Genomic DNA, 20,306 nt, shown 5'->3' with positions numbered 1-20,306 from the left:
ACTTTTGACAATAAAAATTATATTCTATAATAGTCAAATATAAATGAAAAATCTAGTTTATAAATATTAGAAAGTAATATTCCTAAACTTATTCCAATAAATATATACACATTAGCTATACAAGGAGGTCAATATGGCTATTATAGTTAACCTAGATGTAGTTATGGCAAAGAGAAAGATGAGTTCAACTGAACTGTCTGAAAAACTTGGAATTACCATGGCCAATCTTTCAATTTTAAAGAAGAATAAAGCAAAAGCTGTTAGATTTACTACGTTAAATAGCTTATGTAAAATTTTAGAGTGCCAGCCAGGTGACATTTTAGAATACGTAGAAGACACAGAGTAATTAAATATATAAATTAAATTTTAAAATTATAATAAAAAACATGAGTTAAATTTTAACTCATGTTTTTTATTATAATGACCACTCACCATCTTTTATATATATTCTCTTTGTAACACAATTTCTATCCATTACAAGTAAACTTTCATCTTCTATACTATTACTTAAAAGCATAAGGTCATTATCTCTACAAAAATTTCTTGCAAGTTCAAGTGCATCTGATTCCATATTTAATTCTAATAATCTTCCCATATTTATGTCTCCTTATTATATCCCGTTAATATTAAATAAAAATCTATTTTTACTCTATTTATATAATAATATATTGAAAGTATTATATCTACAATTTAACTACTTATATAATACCCATTTTTAAAATTAAAAATCACTAACCATAATTATGGCTAGTGATTCATTAGAATATATATTTTATATAAGACATTATAGGCATTTATTAATATCTACAAGTTATGCTAATTTTTGATTTAATGTTTCTACAAAAGAATTCATTTCCTCAAAATATTCTTTACTAAAATGACCTTCAAAGCCTATTAAATTTTTAAACTCTTTAGGTAAACTTGTATCTATTTTATTTATTTGGTTATTATCTTTATTTATAGTGAAAAATCCTAATTTTTTAAATTGAAAATCTTCTATATTATTTTCTATAAATTTTTTAATTTCATTAGATATTTCTCCATTAACTAAGTTTATACCTATTAAGATATTATCATATTTATCTAAATAAAAAGATGAATTATATTTTGTATTTCTAACATCAACCTCTGAATCTAATTTTTCTGATAAAGACATTGCTAAATTTTTAGTTATTCCATTATTACTTCCATATGCTATTAAAGTGCACATTAACATTACCTCCATCATTATTTAGTGTGTATTATTTATTCAATTTCTTCCTTATATGTTATACTATATACTTTTTTTCTTTTTTATGCAACTGTTTTTATAAAAAAATCATATTTTTTAATAATATTCAGCATTTAGTATATACTATATATTAATTTTGTATAAAACAAAAAAAATTCTTAGAAAAAATCTAAGAATTTTTTAATCAAAATATTAAACATTTGCAGAACTATCATTTTTTAAGCTATTAAAATATTTATAAAGTTCTTCTTCTTTTTTAAATAAAGGTAAATTCATATTTTTATGAACTTTTACAAGCCAAGGAAGATTTAATCCAGCATTTACTATAGCTTTATCTTCTTTAAATACAGTTTTACAATCTCCTTCTATTACTACATTTCCTTTATTAAGCACATATATGTAATCACAAATTTCATATATCAAATCCATATCATGACTTGATATAGCTATTTTAATTCCTTTATTACATAAATCTTTTAATATTTTTACTATGGCCTTTGTACTTTCAGGATCAAGTCCTGCTGTTGGTTCATCTAAAAGAACTACTTTATTTTCCATAGCTATTACAGATGCTATTGCTATTCTCTTTTTCTGACCATAACTTAAAAAATGTACTGGCTTATTTATTAAAGCTAGGGCATTAACAAGCTCTAATGCTCTATGTACTTTTTTATCTACTTCTTTTTCATCCAAACCAATGTTTCTTAAAGAAAAAGCAACATCATCATATACTCTTGAATAAAATATTTGCTTATCAGGGTCTTGAAATACTATACCTACTTCTTTTCTTAAGTTATATAAATCTTTTTTCTTATAACTTAATTCTTTATTATTATAAAATATCTTTCCATCAGATGGCTTTAAAATACCCATTAAATTCATAAACAAAGTGGATTTTCCAGAACCATTTGCTCCAATTATTCCAATCATATTACCATTTGAGAAATCTAAACTTATATTATCTATTGCTTTATTTGATTTATCGTACTTGTATGCTAAATTACTTACCTTAAACATAGTTCTCTCCTATATATGAAATTTCCCATCATACAACTTTATATCTAAAGTCATACTCATCTCCTCGTATCTTTTCATCATTCTAAAAAACAAGACTTTTATAAGTAGTGCTGTTGAATTATACGAGTTTTTTAAATTTGTATACCCAAATTTTAATTGCTGTGATTTATATATATTTTTTACTTCTTCTAAGAAGATAAATATAAATCTATACATTAAAACCATAAGTTCTAATAATGTATCTGGAATATGTAACTTTTTAAATATAATTATTAACTGATTAAATGGAGTAGTAAGTATTAAAAAATAAATAGATATAACCGAGCTCATAGCTCTTAGTAATATATGTATAGAATTCTCAATTGCAAATTTAGTTGTCCCTATATAAAAACTAAATATTTTTATATTAAATATAAAATCTTTATCTTCAAAAGATATATTAACTAAATTAAGCAAGGTTCCTATAACTAAAAAATATATAGGTATCTTTAAACACTTTATGTACAATTTAATATCAACTCTTGCTAAAAACACAATTAACATGCTTATAAATAACATTATTAATAAATGTAGACTAATACTATTAGTAATTAAAGAAATTACCATAAAAATAAAAGTAACACCTACTTTAATCATTGGATCAACATTTGTTAGATTACTATTATAAGCACATTTATCAATTTCTAGCATTTACTTTTTTTGCCTTTTCTTGAACCTAAATAATATCCTATAAATCCAGCTCCTATTGCTGCTTGTGTAGAAAATAATAAACTTTCTATTTCTCCACTAGGTGGTTCGTATAAACTACTAAACCATGGTTTATAATCTGGGTTTATTTCAGAAATTAAACCTTCTGCTTCTCCATCAGCTCCCCCATACTCAGCTTTAGAATTTAACAGTAGAGGAGTTATTATAAGTATTATTGTTAAAGCAAGTAACATAAAGTTTTTAGTTTTAGTTTTCGAATTTGCACTCATCATCTTCAACTCCTTCTTCATTATTTTGTGTTATTAAATTATATACTAAAGTAGTTAATAATCCTTCTGCTATAGCTATAGGTATTTGAGTAGTGAAAAATACTCCTAAGAACTTAACTGCAGATCCAAATACTCCTCCTGCAGGATCAGGAAATGCTAGTGCTAATTGTATTGCTGTAACAGTATATGTAGCTAAATCACCTAATGCTGCTGCTAAAAATACACTCACACCAATACTTAAATTTCTTTTTCTACAAAACTTAAATATTAAATATGAAACTATAGGTCCAACTATTGCCATTGAAAAAGCATTAGCTCCTAATGTAGTAAGCCCACCATGTGCAAGCAATATTGCTTGGAATAATAATGCTATTGTTCCTATTACAGCCATAACCGCTGGTCCAAATAATATTGCTCCTAGTCCTACTCCAGTAGGGTGTGAACAACTACCTGTTAATGATGGTATTTTTAGTGCTGATAATACAAATACAAAAGCTCCTGCTAGTGCTAATAATACCTTTTTCTTTGGATCTTTTTTAACTATTTCATTAATTGCCTTTAATCCATATACGAAAAATGGAATAAATACTATTGTCCAAAGTATTGACCATTTTACTGGTAAAAATCCTTCCATAATATGCATAGCTCTTGCTGTAGTAGGGTTTAAGAGTACAATTAAAACACCTGCTACTAAAGATAGTGTTAAATAATTCATTTTAGTACCTCACTTTTTATTATAAATAATATAAATTTTTGTGATAAATTAATTTATAAATTTAAATATAGTTTTTAAGTTTATCAGGTACAAAAAAAATCCTAATTTTTGGATTAGGATTTAAATAACATCATAAATAATACCCAAGCCTATAAAAAGCTAAGATATTAATTTTTTAATTATTTTCCTTCATCCCGAAGAAACTAATTTAATTACTGTAGGCAGGTCTCCTGGCTTGGCTTCATTTTACTACTTTCCCTTCCCATAATATATATTACAGTGGTATTTGAAAGTTTCATCAACCTTACAGTAGCGGGGACTGCAGAGGATTTTAACCTCTTTCCCTTTTAATTTTATTTCTAAAAACCTACAATAGACATATTTAATTTATCACATATTTATTAATTCTATAAATATCTTTATATTCCTCTAATTTTTTTAATTTATAAAATTAACTAATACTACTTTATCATCTTATTAACAATTTTGCCAACAAAATTTTTTATTATATTAATTTGTATATTTCTAAAAATGTTTAACTTGTTAATTTATCAATATTTTTCCAATAAATTTTATAAATATAAAATATTAATTTATATTTCCTTATATTTATACAGCCTATGTAAAAATTAATCACATATTATTTTAGAAATTCATATATTAAAACTGTAACAAATATTAAATCATAAAAAGGTGAGATTTTATGGAGAAAAATACATTATCCAGAGGACCAACTGATAACAGATATAAAGAAAATTATTATAGTAATGAAAATTATAAATACAATTATTACGACAACCCAAAATATTATAATAACGGCTATAAATCAAAGGATTATGATAATTATTACAGCTCCGCATACGACAATGATTATTACCAATACAAACAAAATAATGATTACTATAACTATGATAATTACTATAGTAATTCATCTAAGTCTAATTATTATGGTAATAATTTACAAGGTCCTCAGGGTCCTCAAGGTATTACCGGTCCTACTGGACCTCAGGGTGAACAAGGCATTCCTGGCCCTACTGGTCCTCAAGGAGAACAGGGTATTCAAGGCCCTATAGGTGTTACTGGACCTCAAGGTGAACAAGGCATTCAAGGTATTCCTGGACCTCAAGGTCCTACTGGGTCTCAAGGTCCTCAAGGCATTCAAGGTATTCCTGGGTCTATTGGCCCTACTGGTCCTCAAGGTGAGCAAGGTATTCAAGGCGTTCCTGGCCCTATTGGTCCTACTGGTCCTCAAGGTTTACAAGGTGCTACTGGTCCCGAAGGCGCTACTGGACCTCAAGGTGAACAAGGTATTCAAGGCGTTCCTGGTCCTACTGGTCCTCAGGGTGAACAAGGTATTCAAGGTGTTACTGGCCCTATTGGCCCTACTGGTCCTCAAGGTGAACAAGGTATTCAAGGTGTTACCGGCCCTATTGGTGCTACTGGTCCTATAGGCGAGCAAGGCATTCAAGGTATTCAAGGTATTCCTGGCCCCCAAGGCATTCCTGGTCCTACTGGTCCTCAAGGTGAACAAGGCCCTATAGGCCCTCAGGGTATTACTGGCCCTCAAGGTATTCCTGGTCCTACTGGCCCTCAAGGTCCTCAAGGCTTGCAAGGTATTACTGGTCCTACTGGTCCTGCAATTGATATTAATACATTAACAGCAACATTAAATTCTAATCTTACTGATAGCATATTATATGCATTACAATCGATACAAGCTTCATCTTCTACTCAAAATGTATCTGTGTCTTCATTTAATACAACTAAATCAGGTACTATAAATAGTTTTATAGATGATGATGTAGTTTTACTAAGTTCAACAAATCCTGTAAATACAAATTATGTATCTTTATGTAAGATTTCACTTATAACATTTGATGTTGCACCAAATACTTCATCGTCTTTAATAAATTATAATTGTACATCACCAGATTATTGTTGTAATGCAGGTATTGTAAAAGCTTTAAGAACCATTATAGATTCAAGTACATTCCCAGTAAATAAAAATTTACGAATAGATATTGTAAATAGTACAAATTCATCCCTTAATATAGATACAGTATATGGAATATGCCGTGGAATAATTTGGGTTAAGTTCCAAACTGATGTAGAACAACATCGTTATGGAGCTATCCCATTAAATGCTATATTTTCGGTTAATCTTAGATAGTAACTAAAATTAAAAAATCTAGTTCATTAAATATAGTTAGTGAACTAGATTTTTTTAATTTATTTATATTTTTATTATCAAACTTGATATGAATGTTGATGAAAATGCTCATGCTCACCAGTAAATCCGTCTTCATGAACATGGTCATGTCCCACTCCATTTATATGGTAATGACTATGCATAAAAGATACTTGTAATTTATTATTTATAGGATTTACTCCAACATATGCATTAACCCCAAATATTTCTTTCAGCATATCTTCTGTTATAACTTCTTCAACTTTTCCACATTTTCTTATTTTTCCATCTTTCATAACTATTAAATAATCACAATACATAGATGCTATATTCATATCATGAATTGCTGATAAAGTCGTTATATTAAGACTTTTAACTAAATCCATAAGTTGTATCTGATAACCAATATCTAAGTGATTTGTTGGTTCATCTAATATTAAAAAATCCGTATCTTGAACTAACGCTCTTGCAATTAAAGTTCTTTGTTTTTCTCCCCCTGATAACTTTGAAAAACTTCTATCACTATAATCATCAAGGCCTACTCTTTTTAGCATATTATTAACCATATCTATATCCTTTTTAGAATAATCTTCAAAAACCGATTTATATGGATAACGCCCCATTTTAACTATTTGCTCTACTGTAAAGTCAAATTGTGAATTACTTTCTTGTGCTAATACTGCTATTTCTTTAGCACACTCTTTATCTTTCATAGTAGATAAATCTTTATTATCAAGTATTAACTTTCCACTATCTGGCTTATATAGTCTATATATATTTTTAAGTATAGTAGACTTCCCTGAACCATTAGGACCTATAATTCCAACAAATGAACCTTTTGGTATATCAAATGATATATCTTTTAATATATCTTTTTTATCTATACTAAACTTTAAATTTTTAACTTGTAATTTAAGCATTAATCTCTTCCTCCAAATGAGTAATTTTTCTTAGAAATTAAATATAAGAAGAATGGCCCACCTGCTAGTGCTGTTATTATTCCTATTGGTATTTCTATTGGAGGGAAAAGTCCCCTTGCTAAAACATCTGATAATATTAAAAATATAGCTCCTATTAGTGATGAAAGAACTATAAGTTTTTTATGATCGCTCCCAGCTATTGTTCTACAAATATGAGGAACTACTAATCCTATAAACCCTATAGCTCCAGTTATTGTAACCAATGTAGCTGTTAAAAGAGTAGAAAAAATTAAAATAATTGACTTTATAAGTTTTACATTTATTCCAAGGATTATAGCACTATCATCTCCAAGAAGTAGTATATCTAATGATTTTGACATTACGAAAGATACAATTATAACTAAAATTAAAACTATAAATGGAATTAATAAAACATCCCACTTAGCTCCACCCAAACTCCCTATAGTCCAAAACAATGCATTTTTTGCTTGATTTGAATTTTTTGCTGAATATATAAGCAAATTAGTAAGTGCTGAAAATATTGTTGATATCGCCATACCAGTAAGTACTAATCTTGTTGTAGATGTGGTTTTTCCCATTTGTGTACCTATCGCAAAAACTAATACTCCAGATACCATAGAACCAACAAATGCACCAGTAGTTATACTGTTTATTCCAAGACTTGCTACTCCACCTAAAACAATAGTAGCAACAGCACCACATGATGCACCTGATGAAATTCCAAGTATATACGGCTCTGCTATTGGATTTTTAGTTACACATTGCATAAGAACACCACATATAGCAAGTCCTGAACCACATATAGCTCCTAATAATACTCTTGGAAATCTTATTTCCCATATTATATTTTGGGTCATAACTTCACCTACACCACTAAACAATGCTCCATTTGTTAATTTATTTAAAAGAACTTTATAAACTTCTCCAGGCTCTATATATGTACTCCCTATAGCTATTGCTCCAACTACTGTACCTGCTAATAGTATAGTTAAAGCTATAACCCAAAATAAGAAACCTTTCTTTTTAGAAAGGCTTCTTGTCTTATTTACAGAAACTTCCACTATTTCTTATCTCCATAAAAATAGTTATGCATTTCTTCTATAACCATAGGGTTTCTAACTCCTGGAGATAAATCAGCTAGTTTAACCACATATATTTTATTATTTTTTATTGCAGGTACATCTTTAAGTGCTGGATGTGATTTTAAGAAATCAATTTTTTCCTTAACTGGACTTCCAGCTAAATAATCAGTTACTAATATAACTTCAGGATTTTTTGCTACTATACTTTCAAATGAAACATTTATGTATGGCTTGTCAGCTTCTTTTCCAAATACATTGTTCCCACCAGCTATATCAATTAAATTATTAGCAAGTCCAGATCCTACTACCATAGCATCCTTTTCCCCTGAATCATAAACCATCATTTTTACTTTATCTTCTTCTTTCATATCTCCAACTTTATCTTGTACAACTTTTATATCATTTTTCATTTTATCTACTACTTCTTTAGCTTTATCTTCTACTCCAAATATTTTCCCAAGTAAATTAAAATCTTCATAAACAGTTTCTACTGTTGCATCTGGTGCATAAGATTTAGCCATAAATGGTGCAACCCCATTTTTTACAAGTTCCTCTGGCGAACCTGTAGTTTGTTCATTTATAGATGAATCCCATCCACTAACAAAATCAGCTCCAGTAGCTACAAATGCTTCTTTAGATATAGAGTGACCTTCTCCTACTTTAAGTTCTGGTATTTTTTTGTAAGCTTCTTCATATTGAGGAAGTATTGGGTTGTCTAAAAGAGCTGTTCCAACCATTCTATCTCCTAAGTCAAGCGCTAATAGCATTTCAGTCATAAACTGAGATAATGTAACTGCTTTTTGCTTTGGAGCATCAACCTTTACATTTACATCCTTAGCCCCATCTGAGTAAACGTATTCCAAAGTTTCAAAATTACTTGACTCAACCTTTGCCTTTGCTTCTTTTCCTTCTTCTTTTTTATTATTTGAACACCCAACAACACTAAGTGTTAACCCTGCTATAGCCATTAATGCTACGAACTTTTTTAAACTTTTACTTTTTATCATTTTTATTCCCCCATATTTTTCCTATTTTTAGTTTACTATAATCTAAAAAAAAATTAAAGCCATGAAGTTATTTAAATAAAGATACAACAAAATATACCCTATAATTTAAAACCTTCATGGCTTTTATTTTCATTAATTATTTATTTTAATTTTTATTCGTGGCTATGTTCATGCTCTCCATTGTGATCATGCCCATGTTCATGAGTGTGATCATGTTCATGTGAATGAATGCCAGTAAACCCATCTTCATGATTGTGGTCATGACCTATTCCATTTACATGTTCATGCTCGTGCCCATGAGTGTGAGTATGCTCATGAGAACCACAACAGTTTTCTCCTTTACCACAACATCCATTAGTGTGTGGATTATGATGTAATCTAAAGTTTCTTTGTAAAAACATATCATTTCCCCCTGATAGTTCTATTAATTTTTCTATATTTCAAATATTTTCTCCCCCTACATACTTTTACTATATTCGATTTTTCTTTAGTAGTAAATATATCGTTAAATTTTCTGAAAATTTAGTTTTATACATAATTTTACACATTCTTTCATATTGTTTAATTTTTAGATTATATTTTATCTTTTATAAGTTTTTTCACATTCTTATTAATATCTTAAAATTATTAAATTTAATATATTAACTTTTAAAATATAAAAAAATAGCTTCTAAAAAATTTTTTAGAAAGCTATTTTTTCTATAATTTATAAACTATCTCTTATTTTATAATCTAACATATCTATATCTTCTTTATCAGTAAATATACTATTTACTATATAATCTCTTTCACCAATATTATTGGATTTATATATATATCTTTTAAAAAATTTATCTACTTGTTGATTATTCATTTTAGGCTTACTCCAAGTTGCACCTAAATCAAATGACTTACAAGTATATAAATTATTATATTCTCCCCATTGAATATAAAGTTCATTTTTATTATTAATCAAATGAGGAAATAAGCACATTAATTCTGTTTTTATAAGTGTTAATTCTAATATCTCAAATTTATTATAATCTAAAAATCCCTTTATATATTGACAATGGTATTTGCCTTCATTTTCTTCAGCAAAAACTATATTATAATATCCTCTCACATCTTTTATAACGGATAAGTATATTTTTCTTTTTTTAGAATTTGTAATTTGAAAAGGTTTAGACCATTCGTTAAAATTCTTATTAAATATTGACACAAATAATTCTTCAACCTCATCTACATTTTTAAAGTAAAATAAAATAGGTATATCTTTATCCCAAATCACTTCAAAGTTACTAATTATACTCATTGTATTATATGGTATATAATCAACTATATCTTTTTCAAAAAAATTTTCTCCTCTATTTATATGTATCAGATTACTTATAGTTGGATTTTGTTTATTTATTAGATAATAAAATATGTGACTCTCTTTTGAAAATTTCTTAATATATGGAAATTTTATTAAAAAATTTTTACAGTCATATTTAATTAAAGTATCCATATATACATCGTCTTCTATGTTTATATTAAGTAGCTTTCCTTTTTTATCATTTAATATTCCATATACATTATTATCTTTGTCTATATCCATATGAACATCTACAAAAGAATAATCTCCATTTATGATTTCTTTTTTATAAACTTCTTTTGTATCTGATTTAATATCTTCATATATTATATTATCATTTAACTTAAATATATTTAAATCTCCATTTAATTTTTTAATTAATATTTCTGTATCATTAAAAAACATCTTAAAATCCCTCCCTAAAATCCCTTATATTTATATTTATTTTTAATAATTTACTTTATTCACGTTTTAGACAAAATCTATTTATAACAAGTAACATATCTATGAATAAATCATATATTTAATTAAAGAGAAAAACAAAGATTTCTCTTAATAAATACAGGAAAGGATATATAACATGGAAGAAAATAAGACTACTAGAGTAAATAGAACTGTTAATTATTATTCTGATAGACCTGATTATGATCGTCATATGGAAAAACACAATTGCCATTGTGAAAGACCTCATTACGATCATTGCCCAGAAAAACCAGAATATGATCGCTATCCAGAAAGACCTGATTATGATCATTGCCCAGAAAGACCAGAATATGATCATCATCCAGTAAGACCTAATCATGATCATTATCCATCAAAACCAGATTATGATCATCATCCAGTAAGACCTAATTATGATCATTATCCTGTTAAACCAGAATACGATCATCATCCAGTAAGACCTAATTATGATCATTATCCTGTTAAACCAGATTATGATCATCATCCAGTAAGACCTAATCATGATTGTCATGATGAAAAACCTAAGCATGAATGTTGTGAAGATAAACCTAATTGCGACTTTTGTTCAGAAAGACCTAAACCAGGATGTTGTTGTCCTGATTTAAATTTAAAACCAAATGGATGTACAAAGTGCTGTGACCCTATAAAAGTTAAATGTCCAGATATCCATTGTGCAGTATGTACACCTATATTAGCCGATAGAATATGTGCATTTGCATGCACTGACCAAGCAATAACTAGCTTATTCGATGGTTTGCTATTTACGATAGATAATCCACCTATGGGCGGTTTCCCAGAAGGGGCAAGTGTATGTATAGAAAAAATTGCTGTACAATACACTTGTGCTGGATTCACTAATGCGGCACTACCTATAACTATATGTTCATTTACTGGAACAATTGGAAATAGAGGACCATTAGGATGCTCAACTACTGCTACTCCATTATTCAATAGTTATGAGGGTTCAATAACACCTAGATTCCTTTGTCATGATAATGGTACAAAAGCTACTTTTGGTCATACTGCATTAAATGCTAGCATTAATGGAATTCAATATATAGTTCAAGGTTTTATAGGCTGTACACCTTTCACAGCTAGAACTGATATATTAGTACCACGTCTTTATGCAGATATTAATTTATTTGGTAATATTTGCTTATCTAACATTAACAATGAATTAACTTTAAGAGCAAATTTTGATATTGATTTATTAGTTAAACAAATTATCCCAAGTACAGACGGTATACTAGCAGGTGGGCTTACATTCACAGCTCAAATACTTGATGTATTAAGAATTAATGAAAGACTTTTTGCTTTAACTCCAGATGAGTTAGTTGTATATTCATCACCGGATGGACTTAGCTTTAATTAAAAATAAGTTAAGTTTCTAGAATACTAAAGACTTTTAATTATGTCTGGTTATAAGAATGGGTTCATTTTAAAATAAATGAACCCTTTCTATTTTATACTCTTATAATTATCTATATTACTGATTGTAATAATCTATTCTTAATAAACATAAATATAAATATAATAATTATTTATTCTAGGAGGTTTATATATATGGATACTATACAACCTAATCCTACATCAATAATTGAAATCTTTAGTGTAGTAGAAGAATTAGTTTATGATGTATCAAATAAAAATGATGTTTTTATACCTATATCAATTACAACAGAAGATGGATTAAGTAATACAGTAGTAATTTCAAATTCAAATGAAAATAATTTTTCAATAAATAAAAATATTATACGTTATAAAAATAAAGCAATAAATTTAAATAAAATAGTAAAAATAAAAATACTTACAGAAAATATAAACTTTAAAAAATTTAAGGACTTATTATCAAAAAGATTAAGAAATTTTAATTCTTATAATTACAATGATCAAAATTCTTTTTCTAGAAAAAGAAAAGTACAAAACTTTAATACTTTTAATACTAACGATTTTAATAGAAATGATAATCTTCAAGATTATATAATGAAAAATATGGAAAATATTAAAACTATAAGTTATAATACATCTTCAGATAAATACATATCACAGTCTATATCAAAAGAAAATCTTTTAAACCCAAATACAAATTTATATATAAAAAGAAAAGAAACTTTAAATGATGTTAATTTAGACACAGATAAATTAGATGTTGTAAGTTCTATTGAAAAAAATACTCAAAATATATTAACTGAAATTGAAACAGAAGAAAAATTAGTACTTACTAATAATTCTGAAGAAGTAAAAGTTTCAAAACCTATAAATACTGAAGATATAAGTGTATTAACAGATTTAGAAATAAAAGATTTTAATATTTTAGCAAAACAAACACCTACACAAGCAATAAATAATATAAATCAAAATAAAGTAGATGCTATCACTAATATAACTCCTAACTATTTAGAAAACACAATATCAGGTATAGATATTCAAAGACAAATTATACCTCCTACAACTGTAGAAGTACTAGATTTAGCTCCTGTAAATAGATTTGTAAATAAACATGAATTAGAAGGAAAACTACTTAGACTTGATCCTACCGGTGAAAATTATATAGGTGTTTTTTTAGATGATGGAACTTTCGAGCCTTTAAAATTAACATTTAAAACATTTAATGTAATTCCTGAGGATACAATTAACGTAGTTGGAAATATATACAGATCAAATCTAAAAAAATCTTTAACACATATGGATATATCTAAAGATCCACTAATAGAATCTTTAGATGTAAGTTATAACAACAATCTAGTAAAATATCAATCAGAAAGCATGACACCTTTAAATGAACTTATAACTCAGCATAAATCTACAATTAAAAATATAACTAATGAAGTTGAAACTGCATCTGTAGTTTCCAAAAGTTCTTATGAAACTATTAACAGTATAAAAAATGTAGAACATAGTACTATAGAAAACATTAGTGATATAAAAATGAGTTCTGTTATTAATTCTACTGAACTTATAAAAAGTAATCACCAAGTTATAGAAGATGTTGATTTAAATAAAAATACTTCTAGTGTAGTTAAAGATATTAACTTAGATAATAATGATATAAACTCATTAATATCAGAAGATATTAATGGAGTTGTTGAATTTACTGGCAATGGAATAATGATTGTAAATGATGATTCAGATATATTAATTTACTCTATACCAAAAATAAACTCTGTTAATTAAATTTAAATCAATTAAATAAGGACCATATTAGATGGCCCTTATTTGTCTTTTTTGTTAAAATATTTTTCTTTTAAAGTTAATATTCTATATACACTTTCATCAATTCTATCTTCTGTTATCTTATTATTTTTTACAGCTAATTTTATTTCTTCTATAACAGATTTAGTAGTAGTTATATCGCTTCCAATTAATATGATATCACTTCCAGCATTAATAGATTTAACACTAGCTTCTTCTATAGATAAATTATTACTTATAGCCTTCATATGCATATCATCAGTTATAACTACTCCTTTAAAGTTCATTTTCTCTCTAAGTAATTTATTTATAATATTTTTAGATAAAGTAGCTGGATTTTTACTATCTATTTTCTCAACCAATATATGAGATACCATAATTACATCACAACCTTTACTTATTGCTTTTTTAAAAGGAATCAATTCAAGATTTTCAAGTTCTTTTAAACTTTTTCCCACAATTGGAAGATCATAGTGTGAATCTATATCCGTATCTCCATGTCCTGGGAAATGTTTAACTACAGGTATTACTCCTTCTTTTTTTAATCCATTCATGGTAGCTATTCCCATAGCTGAAACTATCTTTTCATTTGTTCCAAAAGCTCTATCCCCTATAACAGTATTTTTAGGATTGCTATATATATCAATTACAGGTGCAAAATCCATATTTATATTATGTTCTTTTAAAGTTTTCCCTAAATTCATACCGTTTTTATATGCATAATTAGTATCACCTTTATCCCCTATATCTTTTGCACTTTCAAACTTAGTTGTATCATTTGGAAGGCGACTTACTCTTCCACCTTCTTCATCTATTGATATAAATAAAGGTATTTTTTTATCTATATTATTTATATCTTTAGTTAATTTTTTCAATTGATTTGAATTTTCTATATTACGAGAAAAAAGTATAATTCCTCCTATATTTAAATCATTTACCAATATATTAATTTCTTCATTTAAAAATTTCCCATTAAAGCCTGCTATTATCATTTGACCTATTTTTTCTTCAAGACTCATTTTACTTATCTTATCTTTTATATTTGATACTACTCCTATTACTAAACTATTTTCTTTCATTTCAATAATCACTCTTTTTTCATCTTTTATTAAAGTGTATAAATCTTTATTAAAAAAATGCTTAGTGTCAATAACTTTCCATCCATCACTTTCTAACTTTTCTATATATAAAATAGTTTTTTTATAACTTTTATTTATATTTTTTATTCTATAACCAATACTAGCTTTAATATTATCATTGTTTAACTTATAATTTCGTTTTTCTGCATTAATTGGAACTTGTAATTCTTTTATTATACTACAAGATTTATATCCTTTATCTAATTTATATAAATTTGAAAAACCTAAATAATCTTGTATTATAGTTATAAATATAATTATTATTGAAAAAATTATTATAAAATATGAAATATAATTTTTGATATATTTAGTACTTAACTTTTTCTTATACAGTATAAAAATTAATATACAACTTATCATAGTTAATATAGGTGTAAATATATTACTTTCATTTTTAATTATAAAAAATACACTTCCCAATATAAACATATTTACCGATCTATCAAACAAATTTATATTCTTCTTTTTATTTTCTTTTGTAGTTAAAATTATTAAAACAGCTATTATACTCATAATTACCATTAGTAAATTTATTATATCTATATTTAAAAAATAAACTAATGCTGGTCTAATTATACCTATAAGTAGAAACATACAAATCCCAAATATAGTATTTATAGTATAAGATTTTTTCCCCTTTATGTAATTCACACAACCAATCCTTAATTTTTATTTTGTTACCTTAAATTTTTTGCAATCTGTTGCATAGTACTTCTAAAATTTAAAAGCCCATATCCCATATTCACATTAGGATATGTATATATATCTTTTTTGTCTGCCCCAATCATTAGATAGGTTTTTATAACTTCTGTAAATAATAAGTTTCTACTATAATAACTTTGAGTCCTTAAATATTCCATTAAAATAGCTGCAACCCCGCTAACAATAGAACTACTTATTCCAGTACCACTTGCCTTTATATACTCATTATTTTTATAAGGACCTATTATATCTACACCTGGTGCTACTATGTCTGGTTTTATAGGATTTTGATTTATAGTCCCTCTTGAAGATCGAATCCACATACTATCAATTTTATTATTATATCCACCTACCCCTATTACACTATCTGTTGCAGCAAACCAAGTAGTTGTAGAAAAGGAATTAGAATTTATAAATCTAGTTTCTTCATCTATTAAGTTCTTGTTAGGTAAAAATACATCATACTCACCAGTTATTATAAATTCAGGCGTTAACCTTAATGTCCATATACCAGGTTTTATGTCTGTTAAGTTTATAATTAATTCTTGAGTTCCTGATTTCATCCAAGGATATAAATATCTTATTTCATAATTAGTTCTTTCTATGTTAAATCTCCCTGTATATATCTCTTGATCTGGGGTATAAACAACAGTATAACTTAATTCTCCAGATGGAGATATAATAGACGCATTTATTTTGTCTGGTCCAATACAACTTACTACAATTTCTAAGTTTTTTTGCTCACCAACTTGAATTAATATATCTGAAACAGTATTCATATCATCTATTGTTCCTCTATAATGAGTATCTGTATTTCCTTCATTTCCTAACCCACTTACTATAATAGTACCTGGCCTTACTAATCTATCGAATGCTTCAAGCATACTAGTTAAAACTACAGCTTCACTTTTTCCTCCAATAGTTAAATTTATTACCATTCTTTTTTGAGTTCTTTCTGCAACTTCTATTGCATATTTTATACCTGCTAAAAAATCAGTTAGTTCATAACTAATCCTACCTTCTTTATATACTCCCTCATGTTCTCTTAGCTTTACTATTACAAGATCACTATCTAATGCTATACCTCTATATGAATTATTTAGTCTGCCAGTTCCTGCTACTATACCCGCTGCTATAGTTCCAGTTCCAATTGTATCTTGAGTCAAGCTATCATCATTTTCACTTATGTATCTATTAATTTCTTCACGAGTAAATTCGCTTCCAAATTTTAAATCTTTTGGTGGATTTCCTTTATCAGTTGTTTGATCCCATATAGATAGTATTTTTGTAGTATTATCACCTCTTATAAAGTCTGGGTGTAAATAATTTATTCCAGAATCAAGAATTGCAATAATTGTATCTTTGCCAGTAGGATTAATATATGGATTTTGTTCAATATAATTTACTCCAGAAACACTTCTTGGCCTTTCTCCTCCACTAGTATCTACTCCCATCTCTATAAGTGAACTCATAGGTATAGACCTTATCCAATCAAATACAGAATCCATATTATTAAAAGTAAGTTCATCAAAATTTTCATCTACATAAAGTGATGCTAAATTTTCATTTAATATAATGTAATTTATAAGATTTATCGTAGCTAAGTCAGCTTCTAACTCAGGTACATTACCGTTGTAAATTAATATATATGATTTTTCCATAAAACACCTCCTATAAATTATTTCAACTGGTCAAACATACCCCTTATATCTAATACACCATATCCATACCTTACATTTGGATATTCTATTTGATTGTTTCTAGTTGCTCCTGCTCTTATATATGTCCTTATTTTTTGAATAACAGCTTTATCTTTATAATTTCTATCAACTAACGTATATTGCATCATTAAAGCTACTGCTCCTGTAACAAAAGCTGATGCTACTCCACTTCCTGTAACTGTAGCATATCTATTACCTAAATAAGGTGCTATTATATTAACCCCTGGTGCTATTATATCTGGCTTTTCAAGCCTACCTGTAGCACCTACTATAGGTCCCCTAGATGAGTCTGGCCATAAACTATTTTCTATACTGTTATATGTACCTACACTTATAGTGTCTCTATATGTAGCTGGATAAGTTATTGTATATTCTGGGTTACTATCTCTAAATTTTGTTCCTTCATTTAAAAAATTTTTTATTGGTAAATATACATGATAAGTTCCATTTGTTATATACTCTCCTATAAGTCTAATTGTCCAAATTCCTGGTTTTGCATCTACTAATCTAATTACAGTTTGTTGTTGTCCTGAATACGCAAATGGATATGTAGTCCATATATTGTAGTATGTATTTTCAATATTAAATAACCCTTTAACAAAACTAAAATTTGACACAAGTGATTCTTTACTTTCTTCTCCAGATGGGGATATGACCACTATATTTGCTTTATCAGGCTTATTTATCCATATATCTATTTCTAATTCTTTTTCTTCTTGTGTTATCTCTAACAATACATCTTTAGCATCTCCAATAAATTCAATATTTCCTGTAGCATGCTCGTTTCCTCTTCCTTCATTCCCAGCTGCTATAACTGCGCATATTCCATATTCATAAAATAAGCTATCTACAAGTAAATCAGTTCCTCTGACTATTGAGTTGTTACTACCTAAGTTAACATTTTGTACCACAGGTTTTTCTTCTTGAATGCCTTTTGAATATATATATTTTGTTGCAGCTAATAATGTAGCACTGTTATAAAACCCATCAATTTTTTTTACTTTGACAATTACTAAGTCACTACCTTCTGCTACTCCTTTATATTGATCATTTAAATTCCCTAATCCTGCACATATTCCACTTAATGCAGTTCCTATACCTTCTTCATCAATTGATAAATTTGGATTATTTTCTGCTATAGCTTTATTAATATCTTCTCTAGTGTATTCTGTTCCTATATTAAATCCTTCTGGAGGATTTCCTTCTATTGTTTGATCCCATAAATATAATATTTTTGATGTTCCATCTGGATATATAAAATCTGGGTGTAAATAATCTATCCCAGAATTTGAAATTCCAATTATAACTCCTCTACCATCAATATTTATATTAGGGTTGTTTTTAAAAAAATTGGCTCCTATTTCTTCTAATGCCACATAACCATTTGTTGTATCTCTACTTATTGTTGTTAACTGTGCCATCTTTACATATCTTTGTATCCTAAATATGTTTTCAAGACCATATATCTGACCTAGTTCTTCTATTCTATTTTTATTTATATATAATATGCCAAAATTATCTGCTATTTTATAAAACTTAAATACGCTACCTAATTGTGCTAATTCTTCTTCAAAACCATCAAAGTAATCTATAACAAACAACGGCATAAAGTTTTCTGAATTAACTTCTTGATCTCCAAATTCTCTAGTACTTGTTCTTTTAAAATTTTTTAAGTTTTTTCCAAACATTAATACAGATAAATTTGAATTTTCTATTAGTGTATTTTCTATTGTTTTATCATCTAACTTTAAATATATATCTACATTTCCGTTTTCCACGTTAACTGGCTTAAATAATAATTCCCATTTTCCTAAGTCTATGCAATCATTTGAAGTAAACTTTATATTTATATTATTTTCTTTATTAAAGCAAACTTTAATTTTAGTGTTGTCTATAAAATATTCTTTTTCTATTAAGTTTTGAGATATATTTTGAATTTTTTTATTAGATGGGCTTATTATTTGAAAATCAACATTACCATTTATATTTTTAAATATATTAATTTCTAGAAAATTTTTACGTTCAAAAATTTTTAATTCTACTTTATCTTCACTATTATATTTTTTTAATTTTATACTTTTTTTAAGATACATATTATGTACATATTTATCAAATATAGACATATCCATATTATTTATTTCATCTATTTTATAATTTATATCTATCATTGTTGGTATATTTAAATCTTTAGATTTATCAAATATAAAATCTATATCTTTAATTAAGTTTAAGTCATTAAATTTATTAAAATTTTTATTTATATCTATTTTGATAAATATATTCTTATATTCATTTATTGAATTTTTTTCAAAGTAATTTAAATTTATATCCTTCGTATAATTTTTTATAATTTTTTTATCAGGATATTGCAATTCTACATACCTTTTTATCATATTTAATTCATCATTTGATTTTAAAATTATTATTTTATAATAATACTTTAAAATTTCTATAACTATATCTAGTCTTTGACTTAATACTAAAATATCATTATCATATTTAAAAATAACTTCACAATATATAAATATCCCTCCTTAATTACTCCCTCTAATACAACATTATATGTATATTTTTTTTGCGAATGATAAATTTTTCTATT

Annotated in this window: 18 protein-coding genes and 1 riboswitch; of the genes, 4 read left to right on the top strand and 14 right to left on the bottom strand. The window is 26.8% G+C overall.

Translation table 11 applies throughout. The features are described 5' to 3' along the window. The first annotated feature begins 133 nt into the window (after positions 1–133). Positions 134–346 carry a helix-turn-helix domain-containing protein gene (locus ABFX13_RS11875; protein WP_346046272.1) on the top strand — a complete coding sequence of 71 codons (213 nt, stop codon included), beginning with the start codon at positions 134–136 and terminating at the stop codon, positions 344–346. Positions 347–415: 69 nt separating this feature from the next. On the opposite strand, the gene ABFX13_RS11870 is transcribed toward ABFX13_RS11875, so the two are convergent. From ABFX13_RS11870 to ABFX13_RS11845, 6 genes are all read right to left on the bottom strand, one after another. Next, positions 416–595 (bottom strand): hypothetical protein, encoded by a 180-nt coding sequence (locus ABFX13_RS11870; protein ID WP_147543529.1) that lies wholly within the window; start codon positions 593–595, stop codon positions 416–418. Between the two features lie 216 nt (positions 596–811). After that, entirely contained in the window at positions 812–1,210 is a 399-nt protein-coding gene (locus ABFX13_RS11865; protein WP_346046269.1) for a flavodoxin domain-containing protein, read from the bottom strand. A gap of 213 nt (positions 1,211–1,423) precedes the next feature. Next, a complete protein-coding gene (locus ABFX13_RS11860; RefSeq protein WP_346046267.1) occupies positions 1,424–2,248 on the bottom strand; it encodes an energy-coupling factor ABC transporter ATP-binding protein in 825 nt (274 codons plus the stop codon). Positions 2,249–2,257: 9 nt separating this feature from the next. After that, positions 2,258–2,938: a cobalt ECF transporter T component CbiQ gene (cbiQ, locus tag ABFX13_RS11855; protein ID WP_346046265.1), complete on the bottom strand. Its 681-nt coding sequence runs from the start codon at positions 2,936–2,938 to the stop codon at positions 2,258–2,260. Then, entirely contained in the window at positions 2,932–3,225 is a 294-nt protein-coding gene (locus ABFX13_RS11850) for an energy-coupling factor ABC transporter substrate-binding protein (protein WP_346046263.1), read from the bottom strand. Before ABFX13_RS11850 ends, cbiQ begins: the two co-directional genes overlap by 7 nt. Then, the gene (locus ABFX13_RS11845) at positions 3,203–3,940 is read right to left on the bottom strand and encodes an energy-coupling factor ABC transporter permease (RefSeq protein WP_346046261.1); all 738 of its coding nucleotides are present in this window, start codon (positions 3,938–3,940) and stop codon (positions 3,203–3,205) included. The genes ABFX13_RS11850 and ABFX13_RS11845 overlap by 23 nt, the downstream gene beginning before the upstream one ends. Positions 3,941–4,143: 203 nt before the next feature. After that, a riboswitch (cobalamin riboswitch) is annotated at positions 4,144–4,326 on the bottom strand. A gap of 317 nt (positions 4,327–4,643) precedes the next feature. Here ABFX13_RS11845 and ABFX13_RS11840 point away from each other — a divergent pair. Then, a complete protein-coding gene (locus ABFX13_RS11840; RefSeq protein WP_346046259.1) occupies positions 4,644–6,110 on the top strand; it encodes a collagen-like domain-containing protein in 1,467 nt (488 codons plus the stop codon). A 77-nt stretch (positions 6,111–6,187) separates the two neighbouring features. On the opposite strand, the gene ABFX13_RS11835 is transcribed toward ABFX13_RS11840, so the two are convergent. The 5 genes from ABFX13_RS11835 to ABFX13_RS11815 form a co-directional block, all read right to left on the bottom strand. After that, positions 6,188–7,048 (bottom strand): ABC transporter ATP-binding protein, encoded by an 861-nt coding sequence (locus tag ABFX13_RS11835; protein ID WP_346046257.1) that lies wholly within the window; start codon positions 7,046–7,048, stop codon positions 6,188–6,190. Further along, positions 7,048–8,130, bottom strand: coding sequence for a FecCD family ABC transporter permease (locus ABFX13_RS11830; protein WP_346046255.1), 1,083 nt, complete (start codon positions 8,128–8,130; stop codon positions 7,048–7,050). Before ABFX13_RS11830 ends, ABFX13_RS11835 begins: the two co-directional genes overlap by 1 nt. Beyond that, the gene (locus ABFX13_RS11825; protein WP_346046253.1) at positions 8,130–9,158 is read right to left on the bottom strand and encodes an ABC transporter substrate-binding protein; all 1,029 of its coding nucleotides are present in this window, start codon (positions 9,156–9,158) and stop codon (positions 8,130–8,132) included. The genes ABFX13_RS11830 and ABFX13_RS11825 overlap by 1 nt, the downstream gene beginning before the upstream one ends. Before the next feature lie 152 nt (positions 9,159–9,310). Continuing rightward, the gene (locus tag ABFX13_RS11820) at positions 9,311–9,559 is read right to left on the bottom strand and encodes a hypothetical protein (protein ID WP_346046251.1); all 249 of its coding nucleotides are present in this window, start codon (positions 9,557–9,559) and stop codon (positions 9,311–9,313) included. A gap of 305 nt (positions 9,560–9,864) precedes the next feature. Further along, the gene (locus tag ABFX13_RS11815) at positions 9,865–10,896 is read right to left on the bottom strand and encodes a hypothetical protein (RefSeq protein WP_346046249.1); all 1,032 of its coding nucleotides are present in this window, start codon (positions 10,894–10,896) and stop codon (positions 9,865–9,867) included. Between the two features lie 175 nt (positions 10,897–11,071). On the opposite strand from ABFX13_RS11815, the gene ABFX13_RS11810 reads away from it, so the two are divergent. Next, a complete protein-coding gene (locus ABFX13_RS11810; protein WP_346046247.1) occupies positions 11,072–12,325 on the top strand; it encodes a hypothetical protein in 1,254 nt (417 codons plus the stop codon). Positions 12,326–12,516: 191 nt separating this feature from the next. Further along, positions 12,517–14,127: a hypothetical protein gene (locus ABFX13_RS11805; RefSeq protein WP_346046245.1), complete on the top strand. Its 1,611-nt coding sequence runs from the start codon at positions 12,517–12,519 to the stop codon at positions 14,125–14,127. 38 nt (positions 14,128–14,165) lie between these two features. Here ABFX13_RS11805 and nagZ read toward each other — a convergent pair whose 3' ends face one another. The 3 genes from nagZ to ABFX13_RS11790 are packed head-to-tail and all read right to left on the bottom strand — an operon-like array spanning position 14,166 to position 20,100. Continuing rightward, complete coding sequence (gene nagZ, locus ABFX13_RS11800) at positions 14,166–15,935, bottom strand: beta-N-acetylhexosaminidase (RefSeq protein WP_346046243.1); 1,770 nt, start codon at positions 15,933–15,935, stop codon at positions 14,166–14,168. Between the two features lie 26 nt (positions 15,936–15,961). After that, on the bottom strand, positions 15,962–17,647 hold the full coding sequence (cspC, locus tag ABFX13_RS11795) for a bile acid germinant receptor pseudoprotease CspC (protein WP_346046240.1): 1,686 nt from the start codon (positions 17,645–17,647) through the stop codon (positions 15,962–15,964). Positions 17,648–17,664: 17 nt separating this feature from the next. Next, positions 17,665–20,100: a S8 family serine peptidase gene (locus ABFX13_RS11790; RefSeq protein ID WP_346046238.1), complete on the bottom strand. Its 2,436-nt coding sequence runs from the start codon at positions 20,098–20,100 to the stop codon at positions 17,665–17,667. Positions 20,101–20,306 lie beyond the last annotated feature (206 nt).

It is taken from the genome of Paraclostridium tenue, from assembly GCF_039521565.1.
Taxonomy (GTDB): Bacteria; Bacillota; Clostridia; order Peptostreptococcales; family Peptostreptococcaceae; genus Paraclostridium; species Paraclostridium tenue.
The sequence above is the reverse complement of the archived record's forward strand: the minus strand, read 5'-3'. Positions and strand labels throughout refer to the sequence as shown.

Bases quoted from the DNA above. Each gene is read 5' to 3' on its own strand.
- ABFX13_RS11860 (WP_346046267.1), bottom strand. From the start codon at position 2,248: ATGTTTAAGGTAAGTAATTTAGCATACAAGTACGATAAATCAAATAAA.
- cspC (WP_346046240.1), bottom strand. From the start codon at position 17,647: ATGGAAAAATCATATATATTAATTTACAACGGTAATGTACCTGAGTTA.
- ABFX13_RS11840 (WP_346046259.1), top strand. From the start codon at position 4,644: ATGGAGAAAAATACATTATCCAGAGGACCAACTGATAACAGATATAAA.
- ABFX13_RS11845 (WP_346046261.1), bottom strand. From the start codon at position 3,940: ATGAATTATTTAACACTATCTTTAGTAGCAGGTGTTTTAATTGTACTC.
- ABFX13_RS11875 (WP_346046272.1), top strand. From the start codon at position 134: ATGGCTATTATAGTTAACCTAGATGTAGTTATGGCAAAGAGAAAGATG.
- ABFX13_RS11815 (WP_346046249.1), bottom strand. From the start codon at position 10,896: ATGTTTTTTAATGATACAGAAATATTAATTAAAAAATTAAATGGAGAT.
- ABFX13_RS11835 (WP_346046257.1), bottom strand. From the start codon at position 7,048: ATGCTTAAATTACAAGTTAAAAATTTAAAGTTTAGTATAGATAAAAAA.
- ABFX13_RS11865 (WP_346046269.1), bottom strand. From the start codon at position 1,210: ATGTGCACTTTAATAGCATATGGAAGTAATAATGGAATAACTAAAAAT.
- cbiQ (WP_346046265.1), bottom strand. From the start codon at position 2,938: ATGCTAGAAATTGATAAATGTGCTTATAATAGTAATCTAACAAATGTT.
- ABFX13_RS11805 (WP_346046245.1), top strand. From the start codon at position 12,517: ATGGATACTATACAACCTAATCCTACATCAATAATTGAAATCTTTAGT.
- ABFX13_RS11810 (WP_346046247.1), top strand. From the start codon at position 11,072: ATGGAAGAAAATAAGACTACTAGAGTAAATAGAACTGTTAATTATTAT.
- ABFX13_RS11825 (WP_346046253.1), bottom strand. From the start codon at position 9,158: ATGATAAAAAGTAAAAGTTTAAAAAAGTTCGTAGCATTAATGGCTATA.
- ABFX13_RS11850 (WP_346046263.1), bottom strand. From the start codon at position 3,225: ATGAGTGCAAATTCGAAAACTAAAACTAAAAACTTTATGTTACTTGCT.
- ABFX13_RS11820 (WP_346046251.1), bottom strand. From the start codon at position 9,559: ATGTTTTTACAAAGAAACTTTAGATTACATCATAATCCACACACTAAT.
- ABFX13_RS11790 (WP_346046238.1), bottom strand. From the start codon at position 20,100: ATGATAAAAAGGTATGTAGAATTGCAATATCCTGATAAAAAAATTATA.
- ABFX13_RS11870 (WP_147543529.1), bottom strand. From the start codon at position 595: ATGGGAAGATTATTAGAATTAAATATGGAATCAGATGCACTTGAACTT.